Source organism: Limnobacter alexandrii (assembly GCF_005871185.1).
Lineage (GTDB): Bacteria > Pseudomonadota > Gammaproteobacteria > Burkholderiales > Burkholderiaceae_B > Limnobacter > Limnobacter alexandrii.
Genome location: NZ_SWKN01000006.1, coordinates 1,219,180 through 1,233,556 on the forward strand (window position 1 = coordinate 1,219,180; position 14,377 = coordinate 1,233,556).

Genomic DNA, 14,377 nt, shown 5'->3' on the forward strand with positions numbered 1-14,377 from the left:
TGAATTGGCTGCATTGGATGCAGCGCCTTCAATGTGTTCAGGCTCCGTGGGCTTGGGGGGCGGCGCTTCCTGGCCGAAAATGATCTCACTCATTTGTTAAACCATTTTTTGAATGTACTTGACAGGCCACCGTGGCCCTCAAGGTGTTTGCGGTTGGCGTTCACTTTGCCGAGCAGTTGTGCAACTGCTTTGGCATATGGATCTTTGGAATCGGCAGCAGACAACACCTGGCCACCATTGACCGCATTGATGAGGGGCGCACGACGGTCAGGCAAAGTGTGCACGGTTTCAATGTTGAGTTTCTTGGCGATCGATTCTGCGTCCAGCGCAACATCCTTGTGATAAGGCGTGACCACCAGGTCAAATGTCTGGGTTGCGATGCCTTTGTCGTTCAGGCCTTTGATCAATTCAGCCGCAGTCACAATTCCGGGTACGGATTGTGGGGTCAATACCATCGTGGCGTCTGCGCTGCGCAGAAGGCTGGCCACGAATTCAATGTTGGAGAAGCCGCACAAATCAATCACGATGTTCTCGAAGAAGGATTTGATCAGGTTCAAAAATTTCAGTGCATCGGATGCGGAAATGTCACGCAAGTCCGCGAGGTTTCTGGGCAGTGAAAGTATGGCCACGCCCGTTGCATTGTTTCGGCGAAATGCAGTTTTTGCCAGTGTTGCATCAAAGCGCTTCAGGTTGCGCACGCATTCCACAAAGTCCATGGCACCTTGCTTGTCTTCGGCGGGTAGGTGTACCAGGCCATCGCCCAGGGGCAAGCCAAAATCGAGCAGCAGGGTGCTGTCTTTGTTTTGTTTGGCCAATTGCACCGCCAGGTTGACTGCCAGTGTGGTGGAGCCCACGCCTTGCCGTCCGCCTAGTACCACCAAGGCATAGCCTTTGCGCTCATTGCTTTGTTTGGGCGCTTTTTCAACCACGCCCGTCAGAATTTTTGTCACTTCGCCAGCACTTGAATCAAGGCTTAAAAAGTCTTTGACACCGGAGCGCAGTGCATTGACCACGTCTTCGGTCGAGTCCTTCGAACCCATCGCCACCACAGGCAGGTCGGGTGCCAGTTCTCGAAGTTCTTTCACGATCAGGCTGGCATCCAGGCCCACTTGTGGCGAGTAATCCACCACCGCCATGCTGGGCGATACCAAGCCTACACGTTTGGTGATTTCACTGAATGTGCCAGATTCGCGCACCAGCATGAAACGGTCACCCACTGCATCTGACAACCAAAGCCAATTGGCATCAGACCCACTGATGAACAGTATTCGGGGCATGCTTTGTTGCATCGCTGATTCCCCTTAATTGTTGGTGAAGCCAGGAACAGGCTCTTTCGCGGCAGGCAGGAAGAGTTGGCTCCACACGCTGCGCGGGCGCATACCCACATTCTGGCCTGGGAGGGCCAAAGCGGGTGCGTCTGCTGCACGGGGTTTTACAAATCGTGGTGTCACAATGATCAGCAATTCCTTGTCTTCACGGCTGTAGGTGTTGCCCTTGAAGAAGGCACCCAGAATCGGAATTTCAGACAGCCAGGGGACCCGGTTGGCGTTGGCAATGATGTTTCGGCTGATCAAGCCGCCGATCACAAAACTTTGGTTTTCGCCCAGTTCAACCGTGGTGCTTGCACGGCGAGTCAGGATGGCGGGAACCAGCACACCCTGAATGGATGTGCCGCGAGAAAAGTCGAGATCGCTGACTTCGGGCGATACCTTCAAGGCGATTGTTTTGTTCGACAAAATGGTGGGCGTAAAACTTAAACCCACACCAAACTTTTTGTACTCAATGCCAATGGTGCCGTTGCCGGAAGGCACTGGAATTGGAATTTCGCCACCCGCGAGAAATGATGCATCCTGGCCCGACTGGGCAATCAGTGAGGGTTCTGCGAGAACCTTCGCATACCCATCGGCTTGCAGAATATTCAGGTTGGCTGTCAGGTCGCCAGCCCGATTGCCCAAGGTGAGCCCGAATGCATTTGCAACAGAGTTGCTGGCAGATGCCACTGGATTTGCAATGGCATAGCTAAATCCACCGTTGTTGAATTCGCCGGCCAAGTTAATCCCCAAGCGTTGCAATTCACTGCGGGTAAATTCCACCACTTTCACATCCACCTGCACGGTGCCCGATGTTTGTATGGTTGCCTCATCAATCAGTTCGGCTGGTTTGCCATCGCTGCCCGGTTTGATCAAACTTTCCCGGGCCTGCTGATAGGTGCTGACATTCGGCGTTGAGCCTGAAAGTTTTAACACCTGTCCTTCGGTTTCAAGGTTCAGGTCTTTCAGCGTTGAAATTGTTTCAGCCGCTTTGCCGGTTACTGAGACCGTGATCACCCGGGCCATGCTGGCACCACGATCCCAAATCAATAGCGATGTAGAACCGGTTTTCAGGCCAGTCACAAGAACACCTGCATTTTTACCACCGCGGTCGGTGGGTTTGAGTACGGTAACCGAGGCAATGCTGGGGTCGCCAATCGACACCCGTGCAGGAATGCCGGGCAGGCTGATGACCTTCTGGAAACCAGTGCTCAGGGTGAGTACAAAAGGTGCGGTGCTACTGGGTGCCGCGGGTGTTTGCCCCACTGCCACCTGGGGGCTGATCAGCCCTGCACATGCAATTAATGAAATTGCTGCGACCACACTTTTCAAGGTGATGTTGTTGTTCTTCATCGCGCTGTTTCCCGGGTTGTTTCGCCGCCGCGAATTACCTCAACGGTTGCCGGTTCGGCCGTACGTTGTGTGGTTTGCGCGGGTTTTTTGTTGTCCTTTGTGTTGCCGCTACCGGGCAACATGGCATTGTTCAGCGAGGTTCCTGCAAAGGCTTTGTCGCTTGGGCTCAGTTCAATCGGCGGTTGTACTTTCAGTACTTTGCCATCCGCGCCTTTCACGGGCACAGGTTTCAGAACGGTGTCGGGCTGAGGGTACTTGCTCATGTCAGGAAGTTCTTCTTCCTCGGGGCTGCGCAACACCACAAACAATTCGCCCTGAGTTTGCGCAATGGCCAGTGTATTGATGTCGGCTGTGGGCACTTCCACCATCATCGCTTTTAAACGTACCGGGCGGTTGTTCACATCTTTGTCATTGGCGGCGTTGGTTGTTTCTGGCGCATTCACCAACTGAGAGCCGACGGACAGCACTCGCAGCTTGGGCATGATCAGGCGTGAAATCGTTTCTTCAATTTCGCGGCTGTTGGATTTGAAGATCGAGAACACATCGACATAATCACCGGCCTTGATTTTGGCGGTGGCCACGTTGTTTTCATCCAGACGCAGTGCGAAAGCGCGGTAACCCTCACGCACTTCGGCAGCCACTGCGCCAGATTCAAAATATTGGCTGGTCACTGGCAAGCCTTTGCCAATGTTGAACAGGGGTTTTTTGCCGATGACATCGCCAATGTCGGTGAAGGCACCACTGGGTGCAATGGCAAATTTTTCCACCTTCAGCATCTCGGGCATGACAGGCTTGCCGAACTGAATTTCAACCGTGCTGACGACTACGGGGAAGCGTTCGAGTTCGGTTTTGATGGCTTCTCCACCTTTCTTCACGTTCTGACCTGACAAAAAGGCCATGACCATGAAAATCAGTCCGATCCCCAATAGCAGCAATGCGAGTATTTTTGTTTTTCCTGACATGTCGCGAAGGGCTCCCGGAAGAATTTACAGTGCGTCGGTGTTCTGGTACAGAACCACAGCGCTGGCGCTGAGTTGTTCTGGAAAAAAAGTGTCTGCAAAAGGAATGTTGGACAAAAACGGATTCTCGGCTGTATTAAAAAATCCCCGAAACTCCAGGCAACTCAAGGCCGGGTTGGTCCCCGCACCCAGTGCATTGCCGCAATCTGCCGCACCGGCCAATTGGTCGGTTGAAAAACTAAAACCCGCCGGATACATCGCGCTGGGCAGGGAATTCAACAACAATTGCCTGGCCGCAGACTCTGGGTCGGCTGTGCTTCCGGCAACAGCCACGCTTCGCGCAGCTTGAGATACTGCTGAGCTAAGCGTGTGTTGCACCATGAACAACAAGCTGTAACCCACAATTGCAAAAATGACTGTGAGTACAACCGGCAACATCAAAGCCAACTCCACAAGTTGTGCACCGCGCTGTTGTTCAGCGCGGTTGAGAAAAGCAGAGCGAGCCCGAGTGGCTGTATTCATGGTTACTTCATTGCGAGAGCTTTACTCTCCGCCGCCAGTCAAGGAGTTAACGATGTTGGTAAATGCAGTATCCAAACCATCACCCAAGGTGGCAAATCCAGCCACGGCCAGCGCAACTACCAGGGCCGCAATTACCGCGTACTCAATCAAGGAAGCGCCTTCTTCCTTGCGTTTCAAAACCAACTGCTTGTTTGCTGCTTTGCTCATGACATTCACTCCTGTGTGAAAACATCGAACTCTAGGTCGAATTCCCCCATATTAGGGGTACTCCAAATGGATCAAAACCAAGATCAGACTGTGATTTGCACCGTCTATTCACAATTTTGACCTCAAGGACCACAGCAATCCTAGGGATTTACACCCAAACTGATTACTCCTTGTGAGTTACGATAGTAAACCAAGTCTGTGACTTGTTGATTAGTACCATTAGAAACAATTTGCCTTTGATGAATTATTCATGCAAAAGACACATCTACCCAGAGCCCTAATGGGGCCCCTCCACGCTGTAATTGGTTTAGTCACTGGTGGGGTGCCCGTTTCCAAAGAGCCGGGCAAAGCCAAACGCCCCTATGAGCGCTCCAAAGAAATCACGCAAAAAGCATGTGCGAAGGCGGCTGCAGTGTCGGGCAGCCTGGCTTTGCCGGTGGGCCCTTTGGGCATGTTGACTGTGCTGCCTGATCTCATCATTGTGTGGCGCATTCAGGCGCAAATGGTGGCCGACATTGCAGTGGCGTTTGGCCACAAGAAACCCTTGACCGAACAGGAATTGATGACATGTCTTTTCCGGCACGTGGCAGGCACAGCGGTGCGCGAGTATGAAAGATCGATTCCGCTGGAGCACGAAGAGAAAACAGGCAGGTCGGTGCTTGATTTGATTGACCGCTTCACGCGCAGTGGCAGCCGGGACATTGCTGTACGTGTAACAAAACAAATCGGACAGGCGGTGTTTGAGCGCGTGGCCAAGCGCACTGCGTCCCGAATTGTGCCCTTGGCTGGTGCTGCGGTGGTGTCTGCTTATGCTGCGCTGGACACCAAAGAAGTGGCGCGCACGGCAGTGGAAATGTTCTCCGGCGAAAAGTTACCTGCCCGAAAAAGCAAAAAAACTTATCCAAGGCCTGAAGAAATGTTCAATGTCGACAATGTGAAAGACATTCAACCCGACCAAGGGGCTTGAACCCTCGCTGGCTCTGTGTAAAACTGATTCAGAGCCTCGTGTTGCTCACAAGGCAGTCACAAGGCACCTCGCACTCGCAGAAACCTATCCGTTTCGTGGAGGAAAGTGGTCATGAATGCCCCTCAGTATCCGCTGTACCGCGCAGTCACGCTCAGTGACAAATACGCCCTCCCCAAAGGAAAAGTTTACCTCACCGGCACACAGGCGCTTGTGCGCCTCATGCTGCTTCAGTCTGAACTGGATCGCATGAATGGTCTGAATACCGGGGGCTTTGCCTCAGGCTATCGGGGGTCGCCCCTGGGCGGCGTAGATCAGGCTTTTTGGGCAGCAAAGCCGTTCCTGAAGCCAGCGAACATTCACTTTCAGGCTGGCGTGAATGAAGACCTGGCCGCCACCTCAGTGTGGGGCAGCCAGCAGCTCAATCTGTTTCAGGGCGCAAAAGTCGACGGTGTGTTTGGCCTTTGGTATGGCAAAGGGCCGGGCGTGGATCGAAGCCTGGATGTGTTCAAGCATGCCAATGCCGCAGGTACATCCAGACACGGTGGCGTGTTGTTGGTGGCCGGTGATGACCATGCTGCGAAAAGCTCGACCTTGCCGCATCAGTCCGATCATGTGTTGAAAGCGGCCATGATCCCCGTGCTGTTTCCAAGCAATGTGCAGGAAATTCTCGATTTTGGCGTGCTCGGTTATGCGATGAGTCGCTACGCTGGCGTGTGGGTGGGCATGAAAACAGTGGCTGATGTGGTGGAGTGCTCGGCGACTGTCGACATTGACCCTGCGCGCCACCAGTTTGTATTGCCCACCGATTTCACCATGCCCGAAGGCGGCCTGAATATTCGCTGGCCCGACACTGCCCTGGCCCAGGAAGCCCGCTTGATTGATCACAAGTTGTACGCGGCGCTGGCTTTTTGCAGGGCCAACGGCATCAACAGAACGGTAATTGATTCGCCCACCCCGCGCTTTGGTATCGTGGCCACTGGCAAAGCGTTTCAAGACACCTTGCAAGCCTTGAATGACATGGGTTTAGACGCCCCACGCTGCGCCGAAATTGGTTTGAGGGTGTACAAGGTGGGCATGGTGTGGCCGTTGGATGCCGTGGGCATTCGGGAATTCGCCAAGGGTTTGCAGGAAATTCTTGTGATCGAAGAAAAGCGCCAACTGGTGGAGTATCAAATCAAGGAAGAGCTGTACGCCTGGCATGAGGATGTTCGCCCCAAGGTGTACGGCAAGTTTGACGAGAGGTTGGCTGAAGATGGCCGCGAGGGTGGAGAATGGTCGCTGCCGCAGGGCAACTGGCTGTTGCCCAGCCACTATGAACTAGACCCAGCATTAATTGCATTGGCAATTGCCAAACGCTTGCGCCACATGCAACTGCCTGCCGACATCACAGCGCAGATCGAAAACCGGATCAACACCATTGAACACAGCCAGGAAGTGGGGCATTCAGCCCACGTGCCGGTTGAACGCAAGCCTTACTTTTGCTCAGGTTGCCCGCACAACACATCCACGAAAGTGCCTGAGGGCAGCCGTGCCATGGCAGGCATTGGTTGCCACTACATGGCGGTGTGGATGGACAGGAACACGCAAACCTACACACAAATGGGCGGTGAGGGTGTGCCCTGGATTGGACAGGCCCCGTTCACTGAAACGCAACATGTGTTTGCCAATTTGGGCGACGGCACTTATTTTCACTCGGGGATTCTGGCCATTCGGGCCAGCGTTGCTGCAGGCGTAAATATCACCTACAAATTGCTTTACAACGATGCTGTGGCGATGACAGGTGGGCAACATCTCGACGGCACGCTCACAGTGCCCCAGCTTACCCGCCAACTGGCCGCTGAAGGTGTGGCCAAAATAGTGATTGTCAGCGACAACCCGGCGGCGCATCTGCGCAAGGTGCCAGACGATCCCAAGGCCGAAGGCATTGAGGTGTTTCACCGTCGCGACATGGACACCGTGCAGAAATTGTTGCGCGACATCAAGGGCACCACAGTGCTGGTGTACGAGCAAACCTGTGCCTCGGAAAAACGCCGCAGGCGCAAGCGCACCGATCCTGCCACAGGCCAATTGATGTACCCCAATCCCGCCAAGCGGGTGTTGATCAACCCGCGGGTGTGCGAAGGTTGTGGTGACTGTTCCAAACATTCGAATTGTTTGTCGATTGAGCCTGTTTCCACGCCCTGGGGGGTGAAACGCACCATCAACCAATCCACCTGCAACAAAGATTACAGTTGTCTTGAAGGGCTTTGCCCCAGCCTGGTGACCGTGGAAGGTGGCGAGTTGCGCAAACCCGATACTTCGATGCAGCACAGTGAACTGAGCCAGGCCTGCGCAAGCCTTGCGGAGCCAAAATTTCACATTCATCCCGACGAGCTTGAACAACGCTACGCTGTGCTGATCAACGGTGTGGGTGGTACTGGAGTAGTCACAATCGGCGCATGGCTGGGTATGGCTGCGCATTTGCAAGGCATGGAGGCTTTGGCGCTGGACATGGCCGGCTTGGCCCAGAAGGGCGGTGCCGTGTTTTCTCATGTGCAGTTTGCCCCGGCGGGCAACTCCCTGGCGTCTTCGAAAATTCCCGTGGGCGAAGCCGACTTGATGATAGGCGGTGACCTTGTTGTGTCAGCCCATGAAAAAACACTGGAGTTGCTCAATAGCGCAGCATTTGCAGTGGTGAATACAGACACGCCACCCACAGCCGATTTTATTGCCCAGCGAGACTGGTGTGCCCCTGTTGAACAAATGCACTCTGACATTGCACGGGCGCTGAATGAGCCCGCTCAACATTACACACCGATTCGAGCCCAATGGTTTGCCGAAAAATTGTTTGGCGACACGGTGTATGCCAATGCATTGCTGTTGGGTGTTGCCTGGCAGCGTGGGTGCTTGCCCTTGCACTTGGCCGCCTTGCGCAAAGCCATTGAATTGAACGGCGTGAAGGTGAAGGAAAACCTGCTGGCGTTTGATGCAGGCAGGCTGGCCGTATCAAACCCTGACTTGCTTGAACGAATATTGGACAATCCTGTTGAACCACATGATTCGCTTGAAAGTGATGACGACAAACTGGCCCGCTATCAGCATGAGTTGACGCTGTATCAGGACAGTCAACTGGCGGCACGTTACACAGCCAAGGTAATGCCCTTGCGCGCCCTGTTTGAGGCGGAGGGTTTGAAACACCAGTGGATGCGCCTGTGCAGCACCTATTTCAAACTATTGGCTTTCAAAGACGAGTTTGAAGTGGCCCGCTTGCACACCAACCTGGCGTGGCGAGCACACACCATGGCGCAATTTGAACCCGGTGCAAAATTGTATTTTCATTTTGCACCCGCCTGGCTGGCCGGGCAGGGCAGCCGACCCCGGAAAATAAGACTGGGGCCGTGGGTTTATCCTTTGCTCAAGGTATTGGCGGCTTTGCGCCACTTGAGAAACACGGCGTTCGATCCATTTAAAGGCACTTTAGAGCGTAAAAACCAGACTTTACTGGTCAGTTGGTTTGAAACCTGGTTGGAACTGATGCACAATAATCCTTCAATGTTGCAGCACAGCAAACAGACCGATCGCCTTCTTGACCTGTTTAATCAGGTGAAAGGTTTCGGTCAGGTTCGTGCCCAATCATTTGAACAAGTGCGGTTCGAGATTCAAAAGTCCGTGGAACAAAAGCCCAACCTGGATCAGCATGACCAAAGCAGACCTTAAACCTGACACAAAAACAAGCAAGCGCAAAGAGCCAAAGCGCTCTGAAAAAGTATTGCCCGATGCCTTGGTGCCCGAAAGTCAGTGGGAAATTTTGGGCCAGGCCTGCATGGTCAATGGCAAGGCAGTGCGCCTTCGACAGTGGCCTACACGCTATGGTGACATGCCTTCAAAAGAAGACATGCACGAGCGGGTCGATCAATTGTCTGAACGCTTAAATCATTTGCTGACCTGCCTGTATGCGCAGGGCAAGCACAAACTTCTCGTTATTTTGCAAGGCATGGACACCGCTGGCAAAGACGGTGCCGCCCGTGCAATCATGCGTTCGGTGCACCCCATGGCCCTTCGCATGGTGTCATTCAAAGAGCCCTCCGCCCAAGAAGCGGCGCATGATTTTTTGTGGCGGGTTCATCCCCATGTACCTGGGGCGGGGCAGTCGGTCATTTTTAATCGTTCCCACTACGACGGCATCATCATGCCCATGATTCAGGACAATGTGTCGCCCAACTGGGTTGAGGAGCGCATTCGGCAAGCGAACGACTTTGAGCGACTGCTGGTGGAAACCGACACCACGGTGCTGAAAATATTCCTGAATATTTCCCGGGAAGAGCAACATCAGCGAATGATCGAACGCTGGGAAACCCCCGACAAACGCTGGAAGCTCACGGAAAAAGACCTTCACTGTGGTGAAAATTACAGCATGTATGCCAATGCCTATGAACAGGTTCTGGAAAAAACCTGTACCAAGCAGGCACCGTGGTGGATTATTCCGGCCGATCACAAAGGATTCCGGAACATGTTGGTGGCTGAAATTTTGGTGGGCACCCTGGAGCGCATGGGCTTGGCCTGGCCCGAGCCCGACCCGGCTGTCGCCAAAAGCGAGTTCTGGAAAAAGCCGTCAACCGCCCACGGAACATGATCGTTATTCTGGTTCCCAAACAACATTTCAAGGGGACTTAAACCATGAATAAAACTACATTGAAACTCGCCGTTGTCAGCAGTGCCCTGATGTTTTCTGCCTCTGCAATGGCAGTGGGCTTGGGTGTGAACACAGGTGTTGGCGTGAAAGCAGAAGTGCCCGGCGTGTCCGTCAACGCAGATGCCAAAGCCAAGGCGGATGCCAACGCAAATGCCAATGCCGATTTGAAAGGCAAGTCCAGCGCAGCAGTGAAGGGCGCGAAGTCTCAAGGTGATGAAATGCGCAATGAAGCAGGCGCTTTGCATTCTGAGGCCAAAGGCGAAGTGGGCAAGCGCACGGGTCAGCTTGAATCAGCTGCCGATGTGAAAGCCAAGGCAGACGTCCAAGCCGATGTCAAGGCTGGCAGCAAACTAAAAGCCGACAAGAAGTAATCGTTTTACTGCAATGTAATTCCAAAGTGCCCCTTCGGGGGCATTTTTGTTGTCGATGTTCTCTACACTTGTTCTTTTGTTTTCATCAAGAAGTTGCCATGAATTTTTCCGGCCTTAAAGAATGGCTCCTGGGCTTGGGCGTGCCCAGCGGGGTTTTTGCTTACAACACTTGGGTTTATCAGGTGTTCACGGTCGTGTTTCTCACCCTGTTGCTCAGTTACGCCGTAGGGTTGGTGTTCAACCGCTTGGGGCGACTGGCAGAAAAGTCGAATAATCCCTGGGACGATGTCTTCCTCGAAAGTGCCCGCAAGCCCCTGAAATTATTGATCTGGTTGCTGGGCGTTACCTGGGCAGCGAGAATTACACACACTGCAAACAATGCCGAGATTTTTGAGTTCATCGACCCGGTGCGCCGGGTCGGCATTATTGTGCTGATCACCTGGTTTTTGTTTGGGCTGGCCAAACGATTTGAAGTGGCGCTTCAAAGCCCTGACAGAATCAAGGAACCACTCGACGCCACCACAGCCAGTGCGATTGGCAAATTGCTTCGCGCCTCCATCATCATCACCGCCACCTTGGTGATTCTTCAAAATCTGGGATTCAGTATTTCAGGTGTGCTCGCCTTTGGTGGTGTGGGTGGCATTGCCGTGGGCTTTGCCGCCAAAGATTTACTGGCGAATTTTTTTGGCGGCTTGACCGTGTACATGGACCGCCCTTTCGTGGTGGGCGATTGGGTGCGTTCGCCCGACAAGAACATTGAAGGCACGGTAGAGCACATTGGCTGGCGACTGACCCGTATTCGTACTTTTGACAAGCGCCCACTGTACGTGCCCAATGCCACATTCAGCACCATTTCACTTGAAAATCCGTCGCGCATGACGCACCGCCGAATTCAGGAGACCATTGGCGTGCGTTATGACGACATTGCCCAAGTGCGCAGCATTGTTGATTCGGTCAAGCGCATGCTGATTGAGCATGATGAAATTGACGACAATCAAACCTTGATTGTGAACTTGAACCAGTTCGGCGATTCAAGCGTCAACCTGATGGTGTACACCTTCACCAAAACCACAATCTGGGTGAAGTACCATGAAGTGAAACAAGACGTGCTGTTGAAAATCGCCGAGATTATTGAGCAACACGGGGCTGAAATTGCCTTTCCCACCTCCACACTTCATGTGGCAAGTCTGCCCGAGCAATTTGCTCAGGCAGCGGTTTCTCCAGGCAAGGCTTAAAGTTTGCGGATTTTCTCGAGCGTGGCGGTGGTGCTGCGCTCGTGTTCAAACGCAATGGACAGCGCGGTGCCGCCCCAGCTTTGAACTTCCTTGGCTCCGACCATCTTTTCAACAGGCCAATCCCCGCCTTTCACCAATACATCCGGGCGGGCTGCCAAAATTGCATTCAGGGGCGTGTCTTCTTCGAAGTAGGTGACCAAGGCCACGCATTCCAGCGCGGCCAAAACATGCATGCGATCAATCTGTGTGTTGATGGGGCGGTCTGGCCCTTTGCCCAAACGCTTGACTGACTCATCTGAATTCACTGCCACAATCAGGCTTTGGCCCTCCTGGGCAGCCTGGTCCAGATAGGTAACGTGGCCACGGTGCAGCAAATCAAAAACCCCGTTGGTAAACACCACGGGGCCTTTGAGTTTTTTGGCGCGCTCAGCCAGTTCGTTGGGGTGGCACACCTTTTTTTCAAAGCGTGCCGGTTTTCCGGTTGTTGTCATGTTGAAGCAATCAATCAGGCAGCGTTGCCAACGGGCGTGTCGCTGGTACCCAAGCGCGCCATCACTTCCTTGCGGTAGCGGTTCAGGTCTTGTACCGATTCGAAAGTGCGTTCAAACAGCAAACTCATGTTGTGCAAAATGCGGTCAACCACTTTCTTTTCCCAGTCGGCATCAAAGCGAATTTGACCATCCAGCCAGTTTTCCAGCCAGTCGGGGTCAGGCAAGCGGCTTTGCACTGTGTCGTTGGGGAACAGGTCTTTGTTCACATGCAGGTTGGTGGGGTGCAAGGGTTTCTGGGTGCGGCGGGCTGAAGCCATCAGCACACCAATTTTGCTGAATGCAGCGCGTGCACCGTCGCCCACCTCAACCAGGGCTTTTTTCATGTAACGCAGGTAGGCGCCACCATGGCGTGCTTCATCGTGCGAAATAATTTTGTAAATTTGCTTGATCACGGGTTCTGTGTGCCAATCCGAGGCGCAGCGGTACCAGTGGTTCAGGCGAATTTCGCCGCAGAAGTGCAGCATCAGCGTTTCAAGCGGTGGCGCTGGGTCAAATTCAAAGCGCACTGCATGCAATTCTTCCTCGGTGGGCAATAAATCGGGCCGGAAGCGGCGCAGGTACTCCATCAACACCAGCGAATGTTTTTGCTCTTCAAAAAACCAAATGGACATGAAGGCAGAAAAGTCACTGTCGTGTTTGTTGTCACGCAAGAACATTTCAGTGGCCGGCAAGGCGGACCACTCGGTGATTGCATTCATTTTGATGGTTTGGGCCTGCTCTTCAGACAACTTGGAAGCATCGAACTGATCCCAATTGATGTCTTTTTCCATGTTCCAACGAACGGACTCCAACGACCTGAATAATTCTGGATACAACATGTTGCTCCACCTTCACTGAATAGATTTGACTTTGTGATTTTAACAAGACATGTCATGAAGCGCATGAAGATTTGGTGACATGGGGCTTTTATGTGCACAAGTGTACGCCGAAACGGTTCGGCCAAGGCTTTCAGCCCGCCTGCTTTTTCAGCCAGCGCATCAGTCCCCCCAGCACCGGGATCTTTTCATAAAGCTCTTCAGCCGTGTCCCAGTAGTCTCTGTGGGACTGTACAAGCCCATTTTGGTTCAACAACAGGTGTGAGGAGCCTTTGATGCACTGCACCTGTCCGGCCTTGAAACGTTTCATCTCAAAGAGAAAGTCCCAGGCCATGAACACCTGTTGGCCCGATTGAAATGCGGTGTGCACCACAAAGCGAGGGTTCTCGACCTGATGAAACATTTCGCCAAAAATGCGGGCGATGTCTTCAACCCGGTTTACTTCGTTGAATGGGTCTTTGAAATAAGCATCCGCCGCATAAAACCTGGGCATGTCAGCCACCGTTTGCTCGGTCAGGTGTTCAAAAAAATCAATCAATCTGCGTAGTGGTTCGGAAAGCTGCTGTCGATCCAGTGGCGCCAGGCCAGCTGTTCTTCCGGAGGCGTTACTTGCTTTGCTCATGGCCCAGTTCCGCTTTGTTTTTGTTTGCAGTCAGCTTGCGCACTGCAGCAAAGTACAGAGAATAAGGCAGCACGCGCAAGGTTCGAAGCGAGCGTGTGAACGCCTTGGGGAAGTGAATTTCGAATTCGCCTTTCTCAAGGCCAGTGATAATTTCCTGCGCCGCTTTTTCAGCAGTAATCAAGAACGGCATGGGGAAGGTGTTTTTGCGGGTCAGTGGGGTGTCTACAAAACCTGGATTCACCACGCTCACGCCCACATGGTGCGGCTTTAACTCCACGTGTAGCGCTTCGGCCAGGTTGATCAACGCTGCCTTGGTTGGCCCATAGGCCAGTGAATTGGGCAGGCCTCGGTAGCCCGCCACGCTGGATACAATGGCCAGGTGCCCCGACTGTTGTGCGAGCAATTTGGGCAGTACATTGGCCAGCACATACATGGTGCCGTTCAGGTTCACATCGATTTGTTGTTTCACTTTCTCGATGTCGAATTCAGCCACCGACATTTCCGAGTAAGTGCCCGCCATCAGCACGATCAGGTCGACACCACCCCAAGCCGCCGTAATATTGTCAAATGCTGCTTTCACAGCCGCTTGTTGGGTAATGTCCAGGGGCAGGGCGGTGGCATGTTGCAATTCGCCAGCCAGTGTGGTCAGTTTGTCTGCGCTGCGGGCCGACAACATTTGCTTGCAGCCCAGCTGGTCCAGCTGGCGGGCCAAGGCTTCACCAATGCCGGTGGAGGCGCCCACCAGCCACACCCGCTTGTTTTGCCATTGGGTCAGTTTCGGGTTAAAGCTCAT

14 protein-coding genes are annotated in these 14,377 nt (G+C 53.4%); 5 read left to right on the forward strand and 9 right to left on the reverse strand.

Going from position 1 to position 14,377, the window contains the following annotated elements; all coding sequences use genetic code 11:
• Positions 1–89 precede the first annotated feature (89 nt).
• From FCS97_RS06050 to FCS97_RS06070, 5 genes are read right to left on the reverse strand one after another with little or no spacing between them, the layout of a single operon-like run.
• A complete protein-coding gene (locus tag FCS97_RS06050) occupies positions 90–1,289 on the reverse strand; it encodes a CpaE/TadZ family protein (protein ID WP_138517489.1) in 1,200 nt (399 codons plus the stop codon).
• Between the two features lie 12 nt (positions 1,290–1,301).
• Positions 1,302–2,663, reverse strand: a complete 1,362-nt coding sequence (locus FCS97_RS06055; RefSeq protein ID WP_138517491.1) for a type II and III secretion system protein family protein — start codon at positions 2,661–2,663, stop codon at positions 1,302–1,304.
• The gene (cpaB, locus tag FCS97_RS06060) at positions 2,660–3,625 is read right to left on the reverse strand and encodes a Flp pilus assembly protein CpaB (protein ID WP_138517493.1); all 966 of its coding nucleotides are present in this window, start codon (positions 3,623–3,625) and stop codon (positions 2,660–2,662) included. Before cpaB ends, FCS97_RS06055 begins: the two co-directional genes overlap by 4 nt.
• Before the next feature lie 24 nt (positions 3,626–3,649).
• Positions 3,650–4,144: a TadE/TadG family type IV pilus assembly protein gene (locus FCS97_RS06065; RefSeq protein WP_138517495.1), complete on the reverse strand. Its 495-nt coding sequence runs from the start codon at positions 4,142–4,144 to the stop codon at positions 3,650–3,652.
• A gap of 21 nt (positions 4,145–4,165) precedes the next feature.
• Entirely contained in the window at positions 4,166–4,351 is a 186-nt protein-coding gene (locus tag FCS97_RS06070; RefSeq protein ID WP_138517497.1) for a Flp family type IVb pilin, read from the reverse strand.
• A gap of 322 nt (positions 4,352–4,673) precedes the next feature.
• Here FCS97_RS06070 and FCS97_RS06075 point away from each other — a divergent pair, with 322 nt between their 5' ends.
• The 5 genes from FCS97_RS06075 to FCS97_RS06095 all read left to right on the forward strand — a co-directional run bounded on the left by FCS97_RS06075 (position 4,674) and on the right by FCS97_RS06095 (position 11,596).
• Positions 4,674–5,318, forward strand: a complete 645-nt coding sequence (locus FCS97_RS06075; RefSeq protein WP_171035187.1) for an EcsC family protein — start codon at positions 4,674–4,676, stop codon at positions 5,316–5,318.
• Between the two features lie 111 nt (positions 5,319–5,429).
• Positions 5,430–9,014 (forward strand): indolepyruvate ferredoxin oxidoreductase family protein, encoded by a 3,585-nt coding sequence (locus FCS97_RS06080; protein ID WP_138517501.1) that lies wholly within the window; start codon positions 5,430–5,432, stop codon positions 9,012–9,014.
• Positions 8,995–9,930 carry a PPK2 family polyphosphate kinase gene (locus FCS97_RS06085; RefSeq protein WP_138517503.1) on the forward strand — a complete coding sequence of 312 codons (936 nt, stop codon included), beginning with the start codon at positions 8,995–8,997 and terminating at the stop codon, positions 9,928–9,930. Before FCS97_RS06080 ends, FCS97_RS06085 begins: the two co-directional genes overlap by 20 nt.
• Positions 9,931–9,974: 44 nt before the next feature.
• Positions 9,975–10,361: a hypothetical protein gene (locus tag FCS97_RS06090; RefSeq protein WP_138517505.1), complete on the forward strand. Its 387-nt coding sequence runs from the start codon at positions 9,975–9,977 to the stop codon at positions 10,359–10,361.
• Positions 10,362–10,459: 98 nt separating this feature from the next.
• Positions 10,460–11,596, forward strand: a complete 1,137-nt coding sequence (locus tag FCS97_RS06095; RefSeq protein ID WP_138517507.1) for a mechanosensitive ion channel family protein — start codon at positions 10,460–10,462, stop codon at positions 11,594–11,596.
• Here FCS97_RS06095 and rfaE2 read toward each other — a convergent pair.
• From rfaE2 to FCS97_RS06115, 4 genes are all read right to left on the reverse strand, one after another.
• Positions 11,593–12,087 carry a D-glycero-beta-D-manno-heptose 1-phosphate adenylyltransferase gene (gene rfaE2 / locus FCS97_RS06100; protein WP_138517509.1) on the reverse strand — a complete coding sequence of 165 codons (495 nt, stop codon included), beginning with the start codon at positions 12,085–12,087 and terminating at the stop codon, positions 11,593–11,595. The genes FCS97_RS06095 and rfaE2 overlap by 4 nt on opposite strands.
• Before the next feature lie 14 nt (positions 12,088–12,101).
• The gene (locus FCS97_RS06105; RefSeq protein ID WP_138517511.1) at positions 12,102–12,965 is read right to left on the reverse strand and encodes a ferritin family protein; all 864 of its coding nucleotides are present in this window, start codon (positions 12,963–12,965) and stop codon (positions 12,102–12,104) included.
• A gap of 130 nt (positions 12,966–13,095) precedes the next feature.
• Entirely contained in the window at positions 13,096–13,584 is a 489-nt protein-coding gene (locus tag FCS97_RS06110) for a nuclear transport factor 2 family protein (RefSeq protein WP_138517513.1), read from the reverse strand.
• Positions 13,568–14,377 carry an SDR family NAD(P)-dependent oxidoreductase gene (locus FCS97_RS06115; protein WP_138517515.1) on the reverse strand — a complete coding sequence of 270 codons (810 nt, stop codon included), beginning with the start codon at positions 14,375–14,377 and terminating at the stop codon, positions 13,568–13,570. Before FCS97_RS06115 ends, FCS97_RS06110 begins: the two co-directional genes overlap by 17 nt.